This is a genomic window from Meridianimarinicoccus aquatilis (genome assembly GCF_004358675.1).
GTDB classification, from domain to species: domain Bacteria; phylum Pseudomonadota; class Alphaproteobacteria; order Rhodobacterales; family Rhodobacteraceae; genus Meridianimarinicoccus; species Meridianimarinicoccus aquatilis.
The window spans coordinates 1-20,817 of the sequence record NZ_SMZO01000022.1; the positions used below are offsets into that span (position 1 = coordinate 1).

At 59.1% G+C, this 20,817-nt stretch carries 23 protein-coding genes; 13 read left to right on the top strand and 10 right to left on the bottom strand.

Translation table 11 applies throughout. The features are described 5' to 3' along the window. From E2L05_RS10900 to E2L05_RS10930, 7 genes are all read left to right on the top strand, one after another. A partial coding sequence (locus E2L05_RS10900) for an NAD-binding protein (protein ID WP_165971737.1) occupies window positions 1-408 on the top strand: 408 nt, incomplete at its 5' end. Further along, window positions 408-1,316, top strand: a complete 909-nt coding sequence (locus tag E2L05_RS10905; protein ID WP_165971738.1) for an SMP-30/gluconolactonase/LRE family protein — start codon at window positions 408-410, stop codon at window positions 1,314-1,316. The genes E2L05_RS10900 and E2L05_RS10905, both read left to right, overlap by 1 nt. A 97-nt stretch (window positions 1,317-1,413) precedes the next feature. Continuing rightward, entirely contained in the window at window positions 1,414-2,151 is a 738-nt protein-coding gene (locus tag E2L05_RS10910; RefSeq protein WP_133342945.1) for a hypothetical protein, read from the top strand. 143 nt (window positions 2,152-2,294) lie between these two features. Beyond that, window positions 2,295-3,362, top strand: a complete 1,068-nt coding sequence (locus tag E2L05_RS10915) for a helix-turn-helix domain-containing protein (protein WP_165971739.1) — start codon at window positions 2,295-2,297, stop codon at window positions 3,360-3,362. Window positions 3,363-3,480: 118 nt separating this feature from the next. Further along, a complete protein-coding gene (locus E2L05_RS10920; RefSeq protein WP_133342947.1) occupies window positions 3,481-3,690 on the top strand; it encodes a hypothetical protein in 210 nt (69 codons plus the stop codon). A gap of 53 nt (window positions 3,691-3,743) precedes the next feature. After that, window positions 3,744-3,878 (top strand): hemin uptake protein HemP, encoded by a 135-nt coding sequence (hemP, locus tag E2L05_RS10925; RefSeq protein ID WP_133342989.1) that lies wholly within the window; start codon window positions 3,744-3,746, stop codon window positions 3,876-3,878. A gap of 26 nt (window positions 3,879-3,904) precedes the next feature. Then, window positions 3,905-4,363 carry a hypothetical protein gene (locus tag E2L05_RS10930; protein WP_133342948.1) on the top strand — a complete coding sequence of 153 codons (459 nt, stop codon included), beginning with the start codon at window positions 3,905-3,907 and terminating at the stop codon, window positions 4,361-4,363. A gap of 13 nt (window positions 4,364-4,376) precedes the next feature. Here the strand turns inward: E2L05_RS10930 and E2L05_RS10935 are convergent, their stop codons facing one another. Beyond that, complete coding sequence (locus E2L05_RS10935) at window positions 4,377-4,955, bottom strand: DUF302 domain-containing protein (RefSeq protein WP_133342949.1); 579 nt, start codon at window positions 4,953-4,955, stop codon at window positions 4,377-4,379. 104 nt (window positions 4,956-5,059) lie between these two features. Here E2L05_RS10935 and E2L05_RS10940 point away from each other — a divergent pair, with 104 nt between their 5' ends. From E2L05_RS10940 to E2L05_RS10950, 3 genes are all read left to right on the top strand, one after another. Then, window positions 5,060-5,476 carry a winged helix-turn-helix domain-containing protein gene (locus E2L05_RS10940; protein WP_133342950.1) on the top strand — a complete coding sequence of 139 codons (417 nt, stop codon included), beginning with the start codon at window positions 5,060-5,062 and terminating at the stop codon, window positions 5,474-5,476. Between the two features lie 90 nt (window positions 5,477-5,566). Continuing rightward, a complete protein-coding gene (locus E2L05_RS10945; protein ID WP_133342951.1) occupies window positions 5,567-6,994 on the top strand; it encodes a YbaY family lipoprotein in 1,428 nt (475 codons plus the stop codon). 91 nt (window positions 6,995-7,085) lie between these two features. After that, the gene (locus E2L05_RS10950) at window positions 7,086-8,867 is read left to right on the top strand and encodes an IlvD/Edd family dehydratase (protein ID WP_133342952.1); all 1,782 of its coding nucleotides are present in this window, start codon (window positions 7,086-7,088) and stop codon (window positions 8,865-8,867) included. 88 nt (window positions 8,868-8,955) lie between these two features. Here E2L05_RS10950 and E2L05_RS10955 read toward each other — a convergent pair whose 3' ends face one another. From E2L05_RS10955 to E2L05_RS10975, 5 genes are all read right to left on the bottom strand, one after another. Continuing rightward, window positions 8,956-9,612, bottom strand: coding sequence for an aspartate/glutamate racemase family protein (locus E2L05_RS10955; protein WP_133342953.1), 657 nt, complete (start codon window positions 9,610-9,612; stop codon window positions 8,956-8,958). Window positions 9,613-9,616: 4 nt separating this feature from the next. Next, window positions 9,617-10,459 carry an ABC transporter permease gene (locus E2L05_RS10960; protein WP_133342954.1) on the bottom strand — a complete coding sequence of 281 codons (843 nt, stop codon included), beginning with the start codon at window positions 10,457-10,459 and terminating at the stop codon, window positions 9,617-9,619. Between the two features lies 1 nt (window position 10,460). Further along, a complete protein-coding gene (locus E2L05_RS10965) occupies window positions 10,461-11,315 on the bottom strand; it encodes an ABC transporter permease (protein WP_176600821.1) in 855 nt (284 codons plus the stop codon). Window positions 11,316-11,389: 74 nt separating this feature from the next. Next, the gene (locus tag E2L05_RS10970; RefSeq protein ID WP_176600822.1) at window positions 11,390-12,676 is read right to left on the bottom strand and encodes an ABC transporter substrate-binding protein; all 1,287 of its coding nucleotides are present in this window, start codon (window positions 12,674-12,676) and stop codon (window positions 11,390-11,392) included. Between the two features lie 45 nt (window positions 12,677-12,721). Continuing rightward, window positions 12,722-13,708, bottom strand: coding sequence for an ABC transporter ATP-binding protein (locus tag E2L05_RS10975; protein ID WP_133342956.1), 987 nt, complete (start codon window positions 13,706-13,708; stop codon window positions 12,722-12,724). A 252-nt stretch (window positions 13,709-13,960) separates the two neighbouring features. Here E2L05_RS10975 and E2L05_RS10980 point away from each other — a divergent pair, with 252 nt between their 5' ends. Then, window positions 13,961-14,674, top strand: a complete 714-nt coding sequence (locus E2L05_RS10980; protein ID WP_133342957.1) for a GntR family transcriptional regulator — start codon at window positions 13,961-13,963, stop codon at window positions 14,672-14,674. Then, window positions 14,671-15,504 (top strand): GNAT family N-acetyltransferase, encoded by an 834-nt coding sequence (locus E2L05_RS10985; RefSeq protein WP_133342958.1) that lies wholly within the window; start codon window positions 14,671-14,673, stop codon window positions 15,502-15,504. The genes E2L05_RS10980 and E2L05_RS10985 overlap by 4 nt, the downstream gene beginning before the upstream one ends. Window positions 15,505-15,510: 6 nt before the next feature. Here the strand turns inward: E2L05_RS10985 and E2L05_RS10990 are convergent, their stop codons facing one another. After that, window positions 15,511-16,674: a pyridoxal phosphate-dependent aminotransferase gene (locus tag E2L05_RS10990; protein ID WP_133342959.1), complete on the bottom strand. Its 1,164-nt coding sequence runs from the start codon at window positions 16,672-16,674 to the stop codon at window positions 15,511-15,513. A gap of 74 nt (window positions 16,675-16,748) precedes the next feature. Here E2L05_RS10990 and E2L05_RS10995 point away from each other — a divergent pair, with 74 nt between their 5' ends. After that, on the top strand, window positions 16,749-17,510 hold the full coding sequence (locus E2L05_RS10995) for an NAD(P)-binding domain-containing protein (RefSeq protein WP_133342960.1): 762 nt from the start codon (window positions 16,749-16,751) through the stop codon (window positions 17,508-17,510). Between the two features lie 77 nt (window positions 17,511-17,587). On the opposite strand, the gene E2L05_RS11000 is transcribed toward E2L05_RS10995, so the two are convergent. From E2L05_RS11000 to choW, 3 genes are all read right to left on the bottom strand, one after another. Further along, window positions 17,588-18,535, bottom strand: coding sequence for a DMT family transporter (locus E2L05_RS11000; protein ID WP_133342961.1), 948 nt, complete (start codon window positions 18,533-18,535; stop codon window positions 17,588-17,590). A gap of 392 nt (window positions 18,536-18,927) precedes the next feature. Next, the gene (choV, locus tag E2L05_RS11005; RefSeq protein WP_133342962.1) at window positions 18,928-19,941 is read right to left on the bottom strand and encodes a choline ABC transporter ATP-binding protein; all 1,014 of its coding nucleotides are present in this window, start codon (window positions 19,939-19,941) and stop codon (window positions 18,928-18,930) included. Continuing rightward, on the bottom strand, window positions 19,938-20,771 hold the full coding sequence (gene choW / locus E2L05_RS11010) for a choline ABC transporter permease subunit (RefSeq protein ID WP_133342963.1): 834 nt from the start codon (window positions 20,769-20,771) through the stop codon (window positions 19,938-19,940). Before choW ends, choV begins: the two co-directional genes overlap by 4 nt. Window positions 20,772-20,817: the final 46 nt, after the last annotated feature.

The window sequence follows — 20,817 nt, forward strand, 5'->3', positions numbered from 1 at the left end:
AACGGACAGGCGGCGAAGATCTGCAACAACATGATCCTTGGCGCGACCATGGCTGTCACCTGCGAAGCCTTCGCGCTTGCGGATAAATTGGGGCTGGATCGACAGGCAATGTATGATGTGGTGTCCACGTCGTCGGGGAACAGTTGGTCGATCAGCACATATTGTCCGGCACCCGGCGTTGGACCAAACTCGCCAGCCGATAACGATTATCGGCCCGGCTTTGCGGCAGAGCTTATGCTGAAGGATTTGCGGTTGTCCCAAAAGGCGGCAGAACAAGTGGATGCAGACACACCGCTTGGCGCACGGGCGACCGAGCTATATGCAGATTTCGTGGATGTCGAGGGGGCGGGAACGCAGGACTTTTCGGCGCTGTTGCCTCGTTTTGCAGCGCGGGGGCGGAACGAATGATGGCAACGGCTGGAGCGCGTGAGGATATTGGTGTGAGTTTTCTCGACGCTCAACTCCTTGTGGATTGCAAGAACCTTCTGGGTGAAGGCGTGCAATGGCACCCTCGGCGGCGCCGCTTGTTCTGGACCGACATCAAGGGGCAAGCGCTTTGGTCTTGTGACGAGGTCGGGGGAAACTTGAAAACCAAGGCGCTCGACGCCCCGCTGTGTTCTTTTGCGTTTTGCGACGATGGGCGGATGCTTGGGGCATTTGCCGACGGTCTGGCATGGCTCGACCCGATAACTGGCCAGAGGCGTCTGTTCGAAGACTACCAGACGGAAGCTGTCGGCGTCCGGATGAACGATGGCGGTGTCGATCGCCAAGGCCGGTTTGTTGTCGGCGGAATTGACGAAGCAGAACGGAAGCCGATCACGCCGGTGTGGTCGGTGGATCGGGGCCGGGTCAGGGTTGTTATTGACGATGTGGCGATCGCCAATTCGATTGCGTTTTCACCAGATGGAAGGGTGATGTATTTCACCGATACCGTAGAGGGTGAAATTCGGGCGTATGATTACAACCCAGCGACGGGAACGCCGTCTAAAAGGCGCAGTTTCGTGTCTTTGGGCGAGGGCGAAGGCAAGCCTGATGGGTCCACGGTGGACGTGGAAGGCGGGCTTTGGAACGCGCGATTTGGCGGCGGGGCGGTCGCCAGATATCTGCCCGATGGCACGTTGGACACGATTATTCGCGTTCCGGTGCCAAACGTCACCTCTTGTGCGCTTGGTGGCCCGACCATGCGGCGTTTGTTCATCACAACAGCACAAATAGAAATGACGCCTGCGATGCTCGATGCGAACCCACAGGCGGGCGGGCTGTATGTCGTTGATGTGCCGGTGCGCGGGATACAGCAGGTCAGCTATAAGCGCTGAGCGCGCATTACGGTTAACCGGGCATCAAGCATGTTTGCTTTAGGCAGAGAGAGCGGGATTTTTCCCCGCTATGAAATCTGTGTCGAAAGGACATTCGATGTTGCGTTTTATCCGCAGGTCTATGCCACTTGTTTTCGCGTTTGGGATGTCTCTGGGGGCCGTGGCCCCGCCTTCTGAAGCTGCGACGCTGACGGTTATCGGTGACGTGAACGCGGGTTCCGCCGATAATCTTGGGTTATACGAAAACGTCTTAAATGGCGGAAACCAAGTCGTTTTTTCGCGTGGCTTCGGGCAACTCGGGGGTGTCGTCAGCCATTTTCGGGCGCTTGGTGTGACCCTGACCGATCGGTCCGCGCTCCTGACGACTGCGGCTTTAACGCCGGTAGATTTGTTGGTGCTGACCACAAATTACAACACAATCTTCGACTTTTCCCCTGCTGAGCTTGCTGCGATCAAGGCCTTTGGCGAGGGAGCAGGCACCGTGCTCCTTGTGGCAGAGGCTGCTAGCGCGACGGTCTTGGCAAATTACAACGCGGTTCTGTCGGCGTTGGGGGCGAAGATCCGTTTTACGGGTGAGCGGTTCGCTTCCACCGAAACGCTGACGGAATTGCCGGAAACCGAACTGTCCGCAGGTCTGACAACCTTTCGTGTGTCACCGTATAGTACACTGACTGGTGGCTCGGAGGCGGTCACAGCCGCTAATGGGACTGTGGTCGCGTTTGAAACGTTGGGTGCGCCGGAACCTGTGCCGCTGCCGCCAGCATTGCCCATGTTGGCCGGTGGCGTTGGGGCTTTGGTGATCCTGTCGCACGTGAAGCGCCGCCGCAGGTCATGAAAGAGTTTGGTGCGCGCGCCGCGATGGCATAGGCTTTGCGAATGGTGCGCGCCCCTGATTTTCCCTTGTCCTCGCATGCCCGTTCCCGAACCGGGCGGGATGCTTCCGCCAATGATGAAGAGGCCGACACGGGGACCCGGGGAATGTACGACCCTGACCCGGACGCCGAGGATGACGACTTATGGTTCATACCAGCTTCGCCAGACGGAGAAGAAGCGCCGGGTGATCTGCCTTGGCTGACAAGTTCGTCCAGATCCGCCCAAGATGATTTGCGGGCCGATGATTGGGCTGAGTCCGAAGCGGTGAATGCAGCGGCTTTAGCCCGCGCCGCAATGGCGGTGGGCGGGTTGGATGATCGCGTTCGCAATGGGGTTCCCGGATTGCGCCGGAGGTTAATTTGTTCCGAAGTCGCGGATTTGGGCTGGCACCTGGGTGATCGCGTGACTGTTGACCGGCTGGCGCTCTATCTCGTGTTGCGGTTGGCCGCGCTGAGCGAGGATTCTCAATCTCTGGCGCGGGCAGCCTGGGCACAGCGCAGGTTGGACCATGCAGGGCTGCCCCACTTGTCGGACCCTGTTGCATTGGCGGAGTTCTTGGGGCGTGAATCTGTTGGAGTCGCGCCGGACGCTGAGTTGATGTCCCGCCCGACGGGCACTGAATTTGAGGCGCTTGCACGGGACTGGGCGCAGCATGTGGACGCTTTGGGTGGACTTCATCCCTTTGTAATTGCGGCCGGTGCTTGGCAGGGATGGCGCGCGCGCGGGTTGTCCGGTGATCTGGCAGATGTGGAAGGTGCTGTTCTTGCGTCCAAACTTGCGGCCCAAGCCTTACGTCCTGGGGGCTTGGGTTTTGTGCCGCTGGCCTTGGGGGGCGGTGATGCGCTGCGGGCGACCGGTGATGGTGCTGCCCGGCTTTTTGCTTGGTTGCGCGGAATGGAGCAGGCTGCATTGCGCGGCTTGATGGAATGTGACCGCCTGGCTGCGTGGCATGTGCAAGCCTTGACGCGGATCGCACCATTATCGGGTCGGACGCCAGCCCGTCTTGTGGATGCGTTGATGGACTGGCCGCTTGTGTCTGCGCCGATGCTCGAAGAGCAGACAGGGGCATCTCGGGCAGCCGTGCAGCGCAACATGTTGCGCTTTGAAGATATGGGGTTGGTGCGCGAAGTAACCGGGCAAAGCCGGTTTCGTTTTTGGCGCGCCGCGGTGTAACGCACAGACCGCTTGACAAACCTTAGTGATTCACTCAGGTTTAAAAGGTAAGCCCCAGCCACCCTCGGGAAGCCCGGTGCCGGATACATCCTGACTTCTATCTGAAGGACTTATTGGCATGACCCAATTATCTAGCGGTGTGCAGCATAGCCCCTTGTCGCCCTTTGCAGCCCCTGAACACCCCAGCAGCGTCGCGCTGCAAACCCCTAAGTCGCAGTTCTCGCGAAACGAGAACCTGTTTGAAATTTTAGACCTGTTGGCGGGGCAGGATGGCCGCTCTAGTCGCGGGATCGAGGACCTTTTGGATTGGATGGAGGGGCGACCATGACTGTCGCGTTTCGCCCGACTAGCGCGAGCCCTGCCGACGCGGCCGGGTTTGACATGGAGACCGACACCGCGCCGATGCACGACGCCCGTGCTCTGATCGGCCCCGGCCAGACAGCGCAGATCGTGTTGGATGGGATGGTTTATACCCTGCGCATTACCCGCGCCGGCAAATTGATACTGACGAAATGACGGCGCGCGCAGACATAAGAGGCGGTATGCCCGTTCGGGCTTTGACGGACTTGCCTGCAAGAGAGCAATGGTTGGTGCGAGCGTTACGCGATTGGTGCGAAGGGCCTGACGGTCAAGCACGGGTCTGGACAGCTTTGGCGGGGACGTTGGGCGCTGCACGTGCGCGAACTGTGTTGGCGGAATTCGAGACCACGTTGTCAATCTTGCTAGGGCAGGGGCGGCGGCGGTTCTGTCGGCATTCCGCGGGGTGCCCATGTGCCGGGCTCGACGAAACGCTTTTGGCGCATTTCGTGACAATCGCCAGCAGCGAAAACGAAGAAGACGCATTGCTCATGGCGATGCTTTTGGTTCCTGCCGATCGAATGTGGCCGTTGGTCAGTTCGGCGCGTCGACTCGGGCTGGAAATTGGTCGCATGACCATGCAAGGGAGCAACTTGAAAAGCCTTGTACCAAGCGGCGCGCCTATTTCGCGGATGCACCACTGAGCGTCGCCATTTTTCAGAACTCGCCGTTGGCGGCGCGGTCCATGATTGCCTTAACTACGTCGCGGACCTCTTCTGCGGCGACGCGCAAGCCATTTGGCAGCGGTCGCCCGCCCTCTATCAGGAGATCCATGTTTATAGAGTAAAGCCACAAATCGCCCTGTTCATCCTCTAGCAATGCGATGCGACAGGGCAAATAGGCGGCGAAAGCTTCGGAAAACTCGACCATGCGCGCCGCCACAAGCGGGTTGCAGTACAAGTACACGTTCAGCCGCCGCCAAGGCGCGCCCTGCATCGCGGCCACCTGATCGCCAAGTGGCAGCATGCCCACCCCGCGGATGTTGTATTCATGGGCGAGCGACTGGATGGACTGTTCCACGTCTTCGAACGTCAGACCATTGGCAACGCGTGCCTTCCACACTGTGGCTTCAGCAGGGTTACCTGTTTCCATAAGAACCTGCGCCATCGACAGGTAGACGCTGATCGCCCGTGGGTGAAAGCCGCTAAAATGTACTTTTGCATAGACTGCCGCTGATCCGATACCGATCAGCGATACCAGACCAATAGCGGCAAGGACATTGCGCACCAAATACATTTGCCCCTCCCAGGTTGAATGAACACGACTATTACCCCTCAAAAATGTTACCGCAAGTGATAGCAGGCGTTGCAAATTCTGTCCCCGCAGAGTGTGATGGGGCAATGAGCCACAGTCAGACCGATGTTTCGCCCCAAAATGCGTGTGCTGATCACGCAGATACGCAAGCGCCAAAACTACGCCTGCGTTTGGTCTATTCTGATGGGATGATGTTGGGGCCGGGCAAGGCCGACCTGTTGGAAGGTATTGCCGCGACGGGGTCAATCGCTGCGGCGGGGCGAAGCATGGGCATGAGCTATAAACGCGCCTGGTCGCTGGTTGAGACGATGAACAAGGCTTTTCGGGAGCCTTTGGTTTTGCGAAGCCGTGGTGGCGCGCAGGGCGGCGGGGCGGTTTTAACGGATACCGGCCGCTTGATTTTGATGCACTACCGCCAGATGCAGGACAAGGCAGGGGCCGCAGTCGCTCAAGATGTAAGCGCCATTTCCGCACTTTTGGCAGAAGAGCCTTCGCCGCAATAGGCGCGGGATGGGCTTGTTGTGCGATGTGGGATCGGTCCATGATGGAGGCGAGCGAAAGGTCCGCGTCCTGCGGCCAATACGGAGAGTATCATGACGCGTCTGATCCCGGCGGTGTTCTGTCTTTTGGGGGTTTTCATGACCTCTGCTTTTGCTGAGACGGTCACCGGAACGGCCTTTTATCGCGAGAGGATTGCCGTGCCGCCCGGCGCAACTTTTGAAGCAGTGCTTGAAGACATATCATTGGCGGATGCGGCGGCCATTGAACTGGGGCGCGTGCAAAGCGACGGGTCATCTGGCCCGCCTTATGCCTTTGCAATCGAATATGATCCGTCAGCGATAGATCCTGCCCACACATATTCCGTGCGCGCCCGGATCACAGGCCCCGAGGGATTGATGTTCACAAGCGACACAGTCCACACGGTTCTGACACGTGGCGCCGGTCAGAGTGTTGAGCTACGGATGGTTCGGGTCGCTGCGCGGCAGCAGAGTGATGCGGAGCCTGTTCTTGGGGCGCATGGGCTTCGGTTGCCAGCCAGTTTTTCCGGCATTCTGCCGTGCGCAGATTGCAGTGGGGTGCAGCATCACCTCGATCTTTGGCCGGATCAGAGTTACCAGTTGCGACGCGAATGGCTGGGCCGCGAAGACCCTTTGGTAACGGGCGCGATTGGCCGTTGGTCGGTGGCGCCGGATAGAGGAGCCTTGGTTTTGCATTCGCCGCGCGGGTCCCAAGCGAACGATGCGCCGCTTCAGTGGCAGATCAAAGGGCCAGCGACATTGCGCGCCTTGGCCGCCGATGGCAGCGAAATTGTATCCGACTTGCCTTATGAGCTGACCACTGACGGCGCGTTTGACCCGGTTGACCTTCCATCGATGCCGATGACAGGCAGTTTTGTCTATTTTGCGGATGCTGCGACGTTTGAACATTGCGAAAGCGGGCAGCGGTTTGGGGTCGCGATGCAGGGCGGATATCTGGACCTTGAACGCGCCTACCTTGCCGAGCGGCTTGCACCGCAAGCACCTATGCTTGTGGTGATCGATGGGCAGATCGCCACGTTACCCGCGATGGAAGGGCCCCCGCAACGCATGGTCGTGGTGGACCGGTTGATTGACACGCGCCCCGGCGAGGATTGCCGCCGAGACATGGCGACGGCATCCTTGGTGAACACCTATTGGAAACTGGACCAACTGGGCGGTGCCGAGGTGCAGGCCCAACCTAATATGCGCGAGCCGCATATCGTTTTGCGCGCTGCGTCACTGGACGAAACGGTGCCGCGCTATTCCGCAACAGTCGGGTGCAACGCGATGTCCGGCAGTTATGAGGTTTCCGGAACCGCGCTTACATTTGGGCCGGGCATGGCGACGTTGATGGCCTGCATGTCGCCCCTTGCCGAAATGGAGAGGGACCTTGCGGCAGCCTTGGCTCAGACGCGCAGCTACAGGGTAACCGGCCAGACGCTTGTTTTGTCAGATAGCGATGACGCGGTTCTTGCTGTCTTTCGGGCCGTATATCTGCCCTGACGCGCCACGGTGCATTGTCATCCCCGTGGTTTGGTATACCATTTCGGTCAGCAGCGCGGGATCAATCACGCGCAGGTAAACCGGAGGAACCATGTCAAACACACGCGCAAACCGCAGGTTCCGCTCGCAGGAGTGGTTCGACAACCCGAATAATCCGGGAATGACCGCTCTGTACCTAGAGCGGTATCTGAACCAGGAATACACCCGCGAGGAATTGCAGGGCGAAAGGCCGGTGATTGGAATCGCCCAAACCGGGAGCGATCTTGCGCCCTGCAACAAGATCCATGTTTTCTTGATGGACCGGATTAAGGCAGGCATCCGCGATGCGGGCGGCGTGCCGATGGAATTTCCGGTGCACCCAATTCAGGAAACCGGCAAGCGACCCACGGCCGCGTTGGACCGGAACTTGGCCTATTTGAGCCTTGTAGAGGTTCTGCACGGTTACCCGTTGGATGGGGTGGTTCTGACAACCGGCTGTGACAAGACAACGCCTGCCATGCTGATGGGGGCTGCCACGGTGGACCTTCCGGCGATCGCGCTGTCGGGCGGACCGATGCTGGATGGTTGGTGGAATGGCAAGCTGGCCGGGTCAGGGACGATCGTTTGGGAAAGTCGCCGATTGCTGGCTGATGGTCAGATTGAATATGACGAGTTCATCGAACGGGTGTGTGCCTCGGCCCCCAGCCTTGGGCATTGCAACACGATGGGCACCGCCAGCACGATGAACGCCATGGCCGAAGCCCTTGGCATGTCATTGCCGGGGTGTGCGGCGATACCAGCCCCCTTCCGCGAACGGATGGCGATGGCCTATCGCACGGGCAAGCGCGCGGTTGAATTGGTGATGGAGGATCTGAAACCGTCCGACATTCTGACCCGCGCAGCATTTGAAAACGCCATCAGGGTCAATTCCGCGATTGGCGGGTCCACAAACGCGCCACCACATTTGCAGGCGATTGCGCGGCACGCGGGCGTGCCTTTGGACGTTCGCGACTGGCAAGAAATTGGCCATGATGTGCCGTTGTTGGTGAACATGCAGCCTGCCGGGGCCTATTTGGGCGAGTCGTTCTATCGGGCGGGCGGTGTGCCGGCCGTCATGGGCGAACTGGCAGAAGCCGGTTTACTGGACGGCGATGCACCCAGCGTTGCGGGCGGAACCATGGCAGCTGCGCTGGAAGGGTGGCGGTCGCGCGATACGGATGTGATCCGGACAGTGGCCGACCCACTGCGAGCCAAGGCGGGCTTTGTGGTTCTGTCGGGCAACCTCTTTGACAGTGCGCTGATGAAAACATCGGTTATCTCTCCGGATTTCCGAGCTCGGTTCCTGAGCGCGCCGGGCGCGGAAAACGTGATGGAGGCGCGGGCGGTCGTGTTTGAAGGCCCCGAGGATTATCACGACCGGCTGAACGACCCGGAGCTTGAGATTGATGAGCATACGATCCTGTTCATCCGCGGCGTGGGTTGCGTCGGATATCCGGGATCCGCCGAAGTGGTGAACATGCAGCCGCCCGACGCGCTGATCCGGGCCGGGGTGAACCATTTGCCAACCGTCGGGGATGGGCGGCAATCGGGCACATCCGAAAGCCCGTCGATCCTGAATGCCTCTCCTGAGTCGGTTGTTGGCGGTGGGTTGGCGTTGTTGCAAACCGGTGACCGGGTTCGGTTGGATTTGAATGCGCGGACCCTCAATGCACTGGTGGATGATGAGGAATGGGCAGAGCGCCGTGCGGCTTGGACCGCGCCGGAGTTGCATCACCAGACCCCGTGGCAAGAGATCTACCGCACCCATGTAGGGCAGCTTGCCGATGGGGGATGCCTAGAGCTGGCGACGGCGTATCACCGGGTGGTGAACGATTTGCCGCGTGACAACCACTAGGCGGCCGCCGCGCTATGAGCGTCGTGGCGTCGGGGTGTGCAAAGTTCCGCACTTCGACGCCTCCGTGCCACAAAAAAGGTTTGTGAGTTCAGACCGCTTTTGGATCCGCTAGGGCAACCATCAACCGGGCTGCAGAGGTCACGCCGTCGATCACCGTTGCACCGGTTTCGGTTGCCAGTCGTTCTGGCAGTCCGACCATACCCGCGCAGCCCAGAACCACACAGCTCACCCCGTCTTCATCAACCGCTTTGCGGGTCTCGGCCAAGATCGCGGCATAGGCCGCATCTGGATCTGCTTCGAGATCGAGCACCGGAACCTCGCTTGCCCGCACGCGCCCAAGCTGTGGCGCAAAGCCTTGGGTTTCAATGTTCTCCGCCAAGATGGGGACCGACACGCCGAGCGTCGTCACGACAGAGAATTTTCCCACCCGCAAAGCAGCCATATGATAGGCGGCCTGTCCAATGCCGATGACCGGGCAAGATGCGATGTCGCGCGCAGCGCTTAGGCCCGTATCGTCGAAACAACCGATGATGATGCCGGTCGCCCCCATCGCGCTGGCCTCACGGACGAGGTCAAGCAAAGGCGGGGTTGCCGCATCTCCATCTTCGACGCCTTGAATTGCAGGCGGAGCAGTGTGCGACGTCCAGCCATCAATCATGAGGTCCGGCGCTGCGGCGCGTGCGCCGTCCAGCATCGCAGACGTCATGCTTTGCGTGCTGTTGGGGTTGATCAGAACAACGGTCATCGGATCACACCATGCCCTTGCCTGCGTCCGATCCTTGCTTGCTGCGACGACGCCCAAGGCTCCACACGGTGAGCAGGAACACACCGATGACAAAGAACGAAAAGATCGTGGTCAGCGTGCCAAGCGCAAAGATCACCGGCGTCGTGACGTTGGTGGTCATGCCATAGATTTCCAGCGGCAGGGTGTTGTAACTGCCGGCGGTAAGCAAGGTGCGTGCAAATTCGTCATAGGACAAGGTGAAGCCGAACAGGGCCACGCCGATCAGGGATGGTGCGATGATCGGCAGAACCACGTGGCGGATTGTTTGCCACGGGCTTGCGCCTTGGTCGCGGGCCGCCTCTTCATAGCTTTTGTCGAAACGGTTGAACACGGCGAACATGATCAGCAGGCCGAAGGGCAGGGTCCACGTCAGTTGCGAGCCAAAGCCCGAGGTCGCCCAGTGTACCTTGAACCCGAGTTGGTTGAAGATCAGCCCTACGCCCAGCGACACAAGGATGGACGGGATCACCAGCGAGGTGATGATCACATAGAACAGCAATCCGGACCCGGCAAAGCGTTTGCGAAACGCCAAACCGCCCATGACTGACACCACAACAGTGGTGACCATAACCATGAGACCCAAGATCAGCGAGCGCGAGAAGCTGCCCCAGATGTCGCCCACAGCTTGTTGTTCAAACAAGTCATAGAACCAGTGCAACGACACGCCCCGCATCGGGAAGGTCAATCCGCCCTGCGGCCCTTGAAAGCTGAGGATCGCAATGGTGATGGTGGGCCCATAGAGGAAGATCAGGAACAGCGTGAAGACTGCGGCCAGCACATAAAAAGAGCGGGGGCGTTTTCCGTCCATCTCAAAGCTCCTTTCGGATGTCGACAAAGCGCAGCAGCACCGCGATGACGATCAACACCGTCGCAAGCAGCACAACAGCCGTTGCCGCCGCTGACGGGTATTGAAGCAGCGCGATATCGTTCGAGATCAAGCGCCCGACATTTGCGGATTGGCTGCCAGACATGAAGCGCACCGTGATGAAATCGCCCATGACGAGCGTCACCACAAAGATCGACCCGATCATGATCCCCGGTTTGGTCAGCGGGATAATGATGTTGGTCAAGGTCTGGAACCCGGTTGCGCCGTTGTCATAGGCCGCTTCGATCAGGGATTTGTCGATCCGCATCATGGTGTTAAAGATCGGAACCACCATGAACAGAGTGTAAAGATGTACGAAGGTCAGGATCACCGAGAAATCCGAGAAGAGAAGCCATTCAACCGGCTCGTCGATCACGCCCCACGAAATCAATGTCGAGTTGGCCAACCCGTTGCGCCCCAGAAATGGGATCCACGAAATCATTCGGATGATGTTGCTGGTCCAGAACGGGATCGTGCACACCAAGAACAGGGCGATCTGCCAGGTGAGGCTGCGCACGTGGAATGCCAGGAAATAGGCGACCGTGAACCCGATGGTCAGTGTAAAAAACCAAGTCACGACAGCATATTTGAAGGTATTTATAAACACCGAATAGGTGACCGGTGATCCGAACAGAAACTCGTAATTGTCGAACTGAAACGCGGGATAGATCGAAAATTCGGTCGCGCCCCAAAAGCTGACAATTACGATCATGCCGATTGGCAAAAGCAGGAACAGCGCCAAAACGAGAGAAAGGGGGGTGGCCATCAGCCAGCCTGCAACATGTCGGTTCAGGCGCATTGCGCGTCCTCTCTCCGGTAAATTATTCATCGTGGCGCGGGAACATTGCCCCCGCGCCGATCTTGGTCACTGCATCACGCGGCGATGAATTCGTTCCACTTGCGGACCATGTACTGGTTTTCATCCATGACGGCGTTCCAGCACGCCACGGCGCCCATGCGGTCGGTGAACGAACCGCCATCGCGTACGTCGCCGGCTTGTGCCAGCGGATCGCCAGTGGGCGACGTGATGGTGTCGGTCGCGGCTTTGCCTTCGAACCAGTAGCCCCATTCGTTCTCGCTCATGAACTCTTTAGAGGTTTCCGGCACGGCGGAGTAGTAACCTTGACGCATCAAATAGCCGCCGACCCAGCCGGACAGGTACCAGTTGATGTATTCATAGGCGGCTTCAAGTTCCAAGCCGGACAGAGAGTTTGACAGGCCAAGCCCGCCGCCCCAGCTGCGATAGCCTTCTTCCAGCGGCTGATAAACGCACGGAATTCCCCGCGATTTGACCGCTGTGATCGCGGGCGACCACATCGACTGGATCACGACTTCGCCCGAGGCCATCAAGTTGACGCTTTCGTCGAACGTTTTCCAGAAGGCGCGGAACTGGCCCGCTTTCTTGGCTTCGGTGAAGATCGCAAATGTCTTGTCGATCTCTTCCTTGGTCATGTTGCCTTTGTCGCCATAGCTGATCTCGCCCATGGATTCGCAGACCATGGCCATGTCCATGATCCCGATGGACGAGATGTCGAGGATCGACGCCTTGCCCTTGAATTCCGGGTTCAAAAGTTCGGACCAGTTGCTGATCGGGCGGTTGATGAGGTCGGGGCGGATGCCCAGTGTGTCGGCGTTATAGATCGTTGGGATCAGGGTCATCCAACCGGATTCATTGTCCACGAATTCCGTGCCGCCCGGGCCTTCGACGAAGCCGACGCTGTGCGGTGCTGTGCCTTGCGCGATGGTCGACTCGGGGGTCAGTTTGCCGTCGCGGAAAATGCCAACGATCTTGTCATAGTTGGCGATTTTCGACGTATCCATCGCCTGCAGGTTGCCAGTTGGCCAGACTTTCTTACAGATCCAGTATTCGATATCTGCGATGTCGAAGCTGTCGGGCTGGGTCGCCGCGCGCTGTGTCACAGCATCGCTGTCGAGCGCTGTCATCTCAAGTGTGAAACCGAGATCCTCTTTCACCTTGGTGGCGACATCATTCAAGTTTGACACGCCGGTGCCGAACTGGCGCAGGGTGATGTCCTTGATGTTTTGGGCCCAGATCATCGGCGCACCGATGGTGTTGGTGCTTGCGATTGCGGCGGTAGCGGCGGCGCCTTTAAGCAGGCTGCGGCGGTTCATGCCGCCGGTCTTTTTGCTGGGGGTCATGGTTTTCCTCTCTGTTGCGTGTTCGGTGTTGGCAGTTTTCTCGTGTCAGGCGTGCAGCGAGTGCATCGCCACGTCTTCCCAGGTCAGTCCGACGGCGGTGCCTTCGGTCAAGGGATTGGCAAAATACTGTTCTTCCGGGATCAGGGCGGCGATGTCTTGATCGCCTGTTGCGCGCACATTCAGCGTCACGGCGGTGCCCTGATATTCAATCGTCATGATGCGGCCCTCAAGCCGTCCGGCCGATGGGTCGGTCAGCGAAATCCGGTCACTTCTGACCGCGACTTGGCCGCCGTGGGGCAGCGCGATGACATTGTGACCGCCCATGAAGCGCGCCACAAAATCGGTGCGCGGCGCGTTGAACACATCACGCGCGGCGCCGGATTGTTCGATGACCGCGTTGTTCATCACGACGATCTCATCCGCCAAAGCCAGCGCCTCGTCCTGTCCGTGGGTGACGTGGATGAAGGTGATGCCAAGCTCGCGCTGCAACTTCTTCAATTCACTGCGCATTCGGATGCGCAGGAAAGGATCCAGGGCGGAAAGCGGCTCGTCCAACAACAACACTTGCGGTTGGGTAATCAAGGCACGGGCCAACGCAACACGCTGCTGCTGGCCGCCAGAAAGCTGCGCTGGAAGGCGTTCTGCTTGCGCAGACATGTCCACAAGTTCCAGCATCTCGGCTGCACGTTTGCGGCGGGTCGCCGTGTCTACGCCTTTCATCTTGAGAGAAAAAGCGACGTTGTCGGTTACGCTCAGGTGCGGGAACAGTGCATAGTTCTGAAACATCATTGCCGTGCCGCGCTTGGCGGGTGGCAGGTGTGACACATCCGTGCCGCCCAGCACGACAGACCCGTCACTGACGCTTTCGTGGCCTGCGATCATCCGAAGTGTGGAAGACTTCCCGCAGCCCGATGGCCCCAGAAGACAAGCATAGACGCCTGCGCGAAAATGATGGTTTATTGCGTCCACGGCAGTGGTCGTGCCGTAGCGTTTTGTGAGGTTCACCAATTGCAGATCGGGCGGGGTCGCCATGGCGGTTCCTTTTCAGTTTCCAAAAGGTGTGCCTGAGAGGAGCGCAAGCAGAAGCGATTTTCACTTCATAAGGCGGCAACAGTGCCTGTTTCTTCCTCAGTGAGTGTTTTTTAATCTCAATGGTTGAAATGTGCACAATATCGTCGCGCAGATTGTGCACGATTTTGTATCCAACGGTGTTGCGGTTTGGGGATCTTGCGCTGACTTCGGGAAGACGTCACCACTGAGGAAGCCGAACAAAAAGATCATAACATGACCAATTCCATTCCCGAGCCAGCCTTGGACACCAATTCTAGACAAGCGCGCGCCGGTACAGTGGCAGAAGGCCTAGCGACAGCGATTCACGAACATCGCCTGACCCCCGGAATGAAACTGGGCGAAGATGAAGTCGGCGCGGCCTTTAACGTGTCGCGCACCGTTGTGCGGGCAGCACTGCAAACCCTCGCCCATGAGCAGTTGGTCACCATCGCGCCGCACAGGGGGGCTTTCGTCGCGCAACCTGATATGCGCGAAGCACGCGAAGTGTTCGAAGCGCGCGCGCTTTTGGAACCGCGCACAGCCCATTCCGCGGCATTGCGAGCGACACCGGAAGATATCGCCCTGCTAGAGGCGCATTTGGCGGCGGAGCATGAGGCATTGGCCGCTGGTGAAACCGGGCGCGCATTGCGCCTGTCTGGACAGTTCCATTTGGATATCGCGCGCATTGCCGATCAGACGACGATCGCGGCCTTTATAGCTAACCTTGTATCGCGCTCGTCGTTGGTTATTGCTTTGTATTGGCGGTGGCGGAATGCGATTTGTGAAAGCCACGCGCATCATGCCTTGCTGCGGGCGTTGGCCGAAGGCAACGCAGACGAGGCGGAAGCGCTGATGAAAAGCCACCTTGTCGATTTGTTGTCGCTTCTTGATTTGCCACACGGCGCACAACCGCCCCGGTCGCTGGCCGAAGCGTTGGGTAAGTCATGAGTGTGATCTACCGGACAATGATGGCGGATGAGTTGCCGATCGCGCTGGAGTGGGCGGCGCGGGAAGGGTGGAACCCTGGCCACGACGACGCAGCCCCATTTTTTGCCGCTGATCCCGATGGGTTTTTTGTGGCCGTTGAAAATGACACACCTGTCGCCGCCATTTCCGTCGTGAACCACGATCCCAGTTTCGCGTTTCTGGGACTGTACATTGTCGAGCCTGCATGGCGCGGGAAGGGGATTGGATTCACCCTTTGGGACTACGCGATGCAACATGCGGGTCCGCGCACAGTCGGCCTTGATGGGGTGCGCGACCAAGAGCAGAACTATCAGGTGTCTGGCTTTGTCTCGGCGGGTCAAACGGCCCGATTTGAGGGACAGGTGACAGGCCAAGAGTGCAATAATGTGCGGTGCGTGCGGCCAACCGATTTGCCCGGTCTGATTGCCATGGATACGGCGGCAAACGGGTACAATAAATCCGCGTTCCTCAAGGCTTGGCTTACTGATACGACGACGCGCAAGACGCTTGTGTTGGATCGCGACGGCAAGATGATGGGGTTCGTGACGCTGCGCGCTTGCCGTACAAGTACAAAGATCGGGCCGCTGATAGCGACGACGGATAACGACGCCGAAATACTCTTGCGTGCGGCGGCGGCTGCCACGGGGGATGGTCCGGTGACTATTGATGTGCCGGATAGCCAGCAGGGGCTGACGTCGCTGTGCTTGGCCGAAGGGATGACATGCGGGTTTTCAACCGCCCGCATGTATCGTGGCCCGGCACCGAAAGCGCAGCCGATGGTGGCAAGTGTGGCCACCCTGGAGCTTGGTTAGCGTTGGTTAAAGAACGCCACGTATCTTGTTGATAGCGCGCTCTATATTCTCAAGACTGTTGGCATAGGAAAAGCGCACAAACCCTTCGCCCATCGCGCCGAAACTCGTGCCGGCAACTGTGGCAACCCCGGCGTCTGACAGGAACAGGTCCTGCGCAGCACGTGCGGTCAGCCCGGTACCTTCGATGTTCGGGAAGGCATAGAACGCACCGCCTGGATCTGCGCAGTGCACCCCGGGCAGATCATTGAGCATGGCAACGATAACTTCTCGTCGCGTGTCGAACTGCGCGACCATCGCCTGAACCTCGTCTTGTGGGCCGGTCAGCGCGGCGAGTCCCGCAAACTGGGCCGACGCATTGACGCAAGAATGATCGTTGATACAGAGCCGCACTGCCGCATCGACCATTCCTTTGGGCCAGACCGCATAGCCGAGCCGCCACCCGGTCATGGCATAGGTTTTTGACCAGCCGTCCAGAAGGATCAGGCGGTCACGAATTTCGGGATATTGCAACAGGCTGACATGGGTGCGCCCGCCATAGAGCATCTGGGAGTAAATTTCGTCCGACATCAGCACGACGTCGGGCCAATCCGCCAAGCCCGCAACCAGCTTGTCGATTTCGGCCTTGGGCGTAACGCCGCCCGTAGGGTTCGCGGGGGAGTTTACGATGATAAGGCGTGTCGCGGGCGTTATCTGACCCAGCACCGTGTCAGCGTCAAAGGCAAAGCCGCGCGCCTCCTCAAGTGCGATGGGCACCGGTGTTGCACCGGAATACCGGATCACCGATTCATAGATCGGGAAGCCGGGGTTGGGGTACATGATTTCCGCGCCCGGTTCGCCCAGCAGCATGATGGCAAAGAACATCGTCGGCTTGCCGCCCGGCACCACGACGACACATTCTGGATCGACGGACGCGCCATGGCGGTTTTCCAAATCAGCGGCAACCGCTTCGCGCAGCACAGGCAGACCGTTGGCGGGCGTGTACCCATGATGCCCGTCGCGAAGCGCCTTGATGCCCGCTTCGACGATATGCTCAGGCGTGCGGAAATCAGGCTGCCCAATCCCCAAATTGATGATGTCGTGCCCTTCCGCCGCGAGTTTCCCCGCGCGTGCCAGAACATCGAATGCGGATTCTGTTCCCAGTCTGTCCACTGATTTTGCCATCCGGATCATGACTGCTCCTCCCTGTCTTGTGCAGAACTGAACTGGTGGTAGCGTGAACCGCAAGGGAATGGAAAGGGCAGGCGATGGCACGTGTTGGATTTCTAGGAACGGGAGAGATTGCATCGGCAATGGTGCGCGGGCTTGCCGGGCAGGGGCATACGATCTTTGTCAGCGAGCGGAACGCCGACATCGCGGCGGAGTTGTCGGCCGAGTTTCAAGAGGTGAGCATTGCCGCGAACGCGGACGTTGTCGGCAAGTCTGACATTGTGATCGCATGTTTGATGGCGGCTACGGCGCGCCTTGTGCTGCCGGACCTGCCATGGCGGTCAGACCATGCTGTGATTTCTGTCATGGTGGATGTGCCATGCGCCGATCTGGCGACGCTCTGCGCCCCGGCGATTGACATTGCATTGTCCATTCCCATGCCCTTCATCGCGCGGGGGGGATGCCCCTTGCCGGTGTATCCAGAAAGTTCCGCATTGAGAGCACTTTTTGGAGAGCGGAATATCATTCTGCCCGTTGCAAGCGAAGTGGCTTTGAATGCGCATTTCGCGGCATCATCCCTTTCGGCGCCAATCTTGCGAATGCTTGTCGAAGGCACACAATGGCTGGCGCGTGAGACGGGTGATCCGGTTGCAGCCGAGGCGTATGTTACGGCGCTGTTCGCAGGGTACATGCACCCTGACGGATCGGGCCACCATCTGGCGGGCCTTCTGGGTAGTCTCGCGACCGAAGGCGGATTGAACGCTGCCTTGCGCACAGCGATCGAAGGCGTGGGGGCGCCCGAGGCTCTGCGAGATGGGATGGATGGATTGCGGCCAAGGTTGGGTTTGCCGACGCGATAGAGGGGAGACATGAAACGCGTTGCGGTGGCTGCGCCGGACAAAAGAACGCGCTCTATGCGCAACAGACGCTAGCTGGGTCAGATCGGCGGCGCAGCACGTTCGGTGATCAATTTTCGTGCCGTCACCCGCTCCCGGTGGATCATGTACAGGCCTGCGCCGATGATGACGGCAATGCCAGTTAGGGTCAGTGCGTTGGGAAAATCGCCAAACACCCAGTAACCCAGCAAGGTGGCTACCGGAAGTTCCAGATATTGCAGCGGTGCCAAAGTGGCTGACGGCGCCAGAGACAGTGCATAGGTCATCATCATGTGGCTGACTGTCGCGAAGAAACCGGCGCCCAAAAGCCAGAGCCAGGCAACCCCTTCAGGCCAGACCGGATCAAACAGTGCATGCCCGGTCCCGTCAGCGAGCAAAAGGACGGGTAAGCACATGAGGCTTGCAAGCAGTCCTGTGTGAAATTGCAACGCGACAGGATGGACGCGCCGCGACAGCCCGCGCGTGACAAGGATATAAGACGCGAACGCCACTGCGGTGCCCAACGGAAACAGCGCCACTGCGCCAAAGGCTGCGAAACTGGGCTGGATCACCAACAGGACACCGGCAAAGCCGACCAAAGCGGCCCCTACGCGGCGCGGGCCGACATCCTCGCCAAGATAGAACTTGCCGATCAGCAACACGATGAAGGGGGCCACAAAGACGATTGCCAAGGCGTCTGCCAGCGGCATGACGCTGATCGCAGCGACAAAACAGAACGTCGCGGACAACAGAAATGCGGCTCGACATACCAACGCGAGCCATTGGCCTCGCGCCACCTTGACCGATAGCCCCATGATCCACACAACCGGTGCCATGAGCGCACATTGCACGAGAAACCGCGCGGCGGTGATCTGTCCTACCGGCACGCTTGTCGATGCCAGCTTTGCCGCCACGTCCAGCAGTGGAGCGGTCACGCAGAATCCGAGCATCAGTGTCACACCGGCGAGGATACGGTCTGTGGAAACAGGGGCTGAGGAAGCGTTGTTCATGAGCCTGCTTAGGCTGCCCATCTGCTTGCGTCTATCGCTTTCGGGTGGCTGGTCCGTCTGTTGCCTTTCGGAACTGCTGTTCTGACAGCGTGCGTGGTCCTGACGCTCTCATGACGTACTTGTCCCACATCGCGTCCTTCCACTCCTCGCAAAAGATCGCATGATCAAACCAAGGGATCAAACACCCAGCGCTGTGCAATGTATTCATGGGGGAGTGTGCCAATGGGCTCATTTGCGGCCCGGTTTGGACTGGAAACTTGAAACGGGTTACTCTGGCGATTGTCACCGTTGTGCGGCTTGCTGAAGTCGCTTTGATGTTTGGTCAGTTGTCACCGCACCAAGCTTTGTGTCGGCCAAGTTTACGGCGTTCACATGGGATCTGGCGCGTGCTGTCAGTCGCGCAGGCGTCCGATCAGGCTTTGCGGGGTCACAGCCCCGATGACTTCACCGTTTTCTGTTACAGGCACCGGCGAAGGGTCAACACGCAGTCGATCCATCACATCGCTGACCGGGGTTTCAGGGCCAACTGGCGTACCTTGACCATGGCCTTTCGCCATCACATCGCGAGCCGTCAGTACGCCCAGAGGGTTCATATTTGCCACGAATTCGGCCACGTAGTCCGATGCTGGAGCTGAGAAGATGTCGCGCGGGGTTCCGCATTGTACGATCCGCCCACCATCCATGATTGCAATTCGGTCTCCCAGTTTGAAGGCCTCGTCGAGGTCGTGGCTGACGAAAATAATGGTGCGTTTAAGATCGCGTTGCAGATCCAAAAGCTCATCCTGAAGCCGGGCGCGGATGAGCGGGTCGAGGGCTGAAAACGGCTCATCCATCAGAAGGATTGGCGCGTCGGTTGCAAAGGCGCGGGCCAACCCTACGCGTTGCTGCATACCGCCGGACAATTCGCTGACTTTGCGGTCAGCCCAGTCCGACAGTCCAACCAAGTTTAGCTGATCTTGGACCCGTGCGTCGCGGGCGTCGCGGGCCATTCCAGAAAGTTCCAGCCCGAGCCCGACATTCTCACGGACACTGCGCCAGGGCAGCAGGCCGAACTGCTGAAACACCATCGCGACACTGTGCTGGCGGATGTGGCGCAGCGTCTTTGCGTTGGCATGTGTCACGTCAACCATCTGCCCGCCGTCATTCACGCTTACCGTGCCGCGCACCACCGGATTCAACCCATTGACCGCCCGCAAAAGCGTGGATTTGCCTGAACCGGACAGGCCCATCAGCACGAGGATTTCGCCTTCGTCCACGCTCAGCGAACAATCGTGCACGCCAAGAACCTGAGCAGTGCTGGATTGGATTTCGGTTCGGCTTTGCCCGGCATCCATCAGTGGCAAGGCGGATTGCGGGGCATCGCCGAACACGATGGACACGGCATCAAAATTGACAGCTTTGGTCATTTTTCCCTCACCCGCAGCATTCGGTCGAGCATGATGGCGACGACGACGATGATGAAACCACTTTCAAACCCCAGCGACGTGTTCACTTGGTTCAGGGCGCGCACAACCGGCACGCCAAGTCCGTCCGCGCCCACCAAAGCGGCAATAACAACCATGGACAACGATAACATGATGGTCTGGTTCAGCCCGGCCATGATTTGTGGCATCGCATAGGGCAGTTCGACCTTCCACAAGGTTTGTGACGGCGTCGCACCAAACGCCTGCGCCGCCTCTAGCAAAGGTTTTGGTGTGGAACTGACACCGAGATGCGTCAGGCGGATCGGGGCGGGCAGAACAAAGATTACAGTTGCGATCAGGCCGGGCACCATGCCGATGCCGAAAAACACGATGGCCGGGATCAAATAGACGAAGGTCGGCAGTGTCTGCATCAGGTCAAGCACAGGCCGCATGCCGGTATAAAGCCGGGGCCGATGCGCGGCCGCGATGCCGATGGGCACGCCAACAGCCATGCACACCACGCAGGCTGACAAAACAAGGGTGAGGCTTTCGGTCGTTTCCTCCCAATACCCTTGGTTGAGAATAAACAGAAACCCAAGCCCGACGAAGAGGGCGGTTTTCCAACTGCGCTGCGCGACATAGGTGAGCAGCACAAAGACCGCGACGATGATCAAAGGCGGCGGCGTTTGCAGGACCCACAGGATCGCGTCGATCAAGACCTCCATGCCGACGGCAAGCCCGTCGAAAAACCAAGCGCCGTTGATCTGAAGCCAGTCGAAAAGGGCGGCCGCCCCATCGCCGATGGGTATTTTGGCGTTGGTCAGCCAATCCATGCAGATGCCTCTCGTCTTTCAGAGTTCGAAAGTGCCGCCCGGCCAA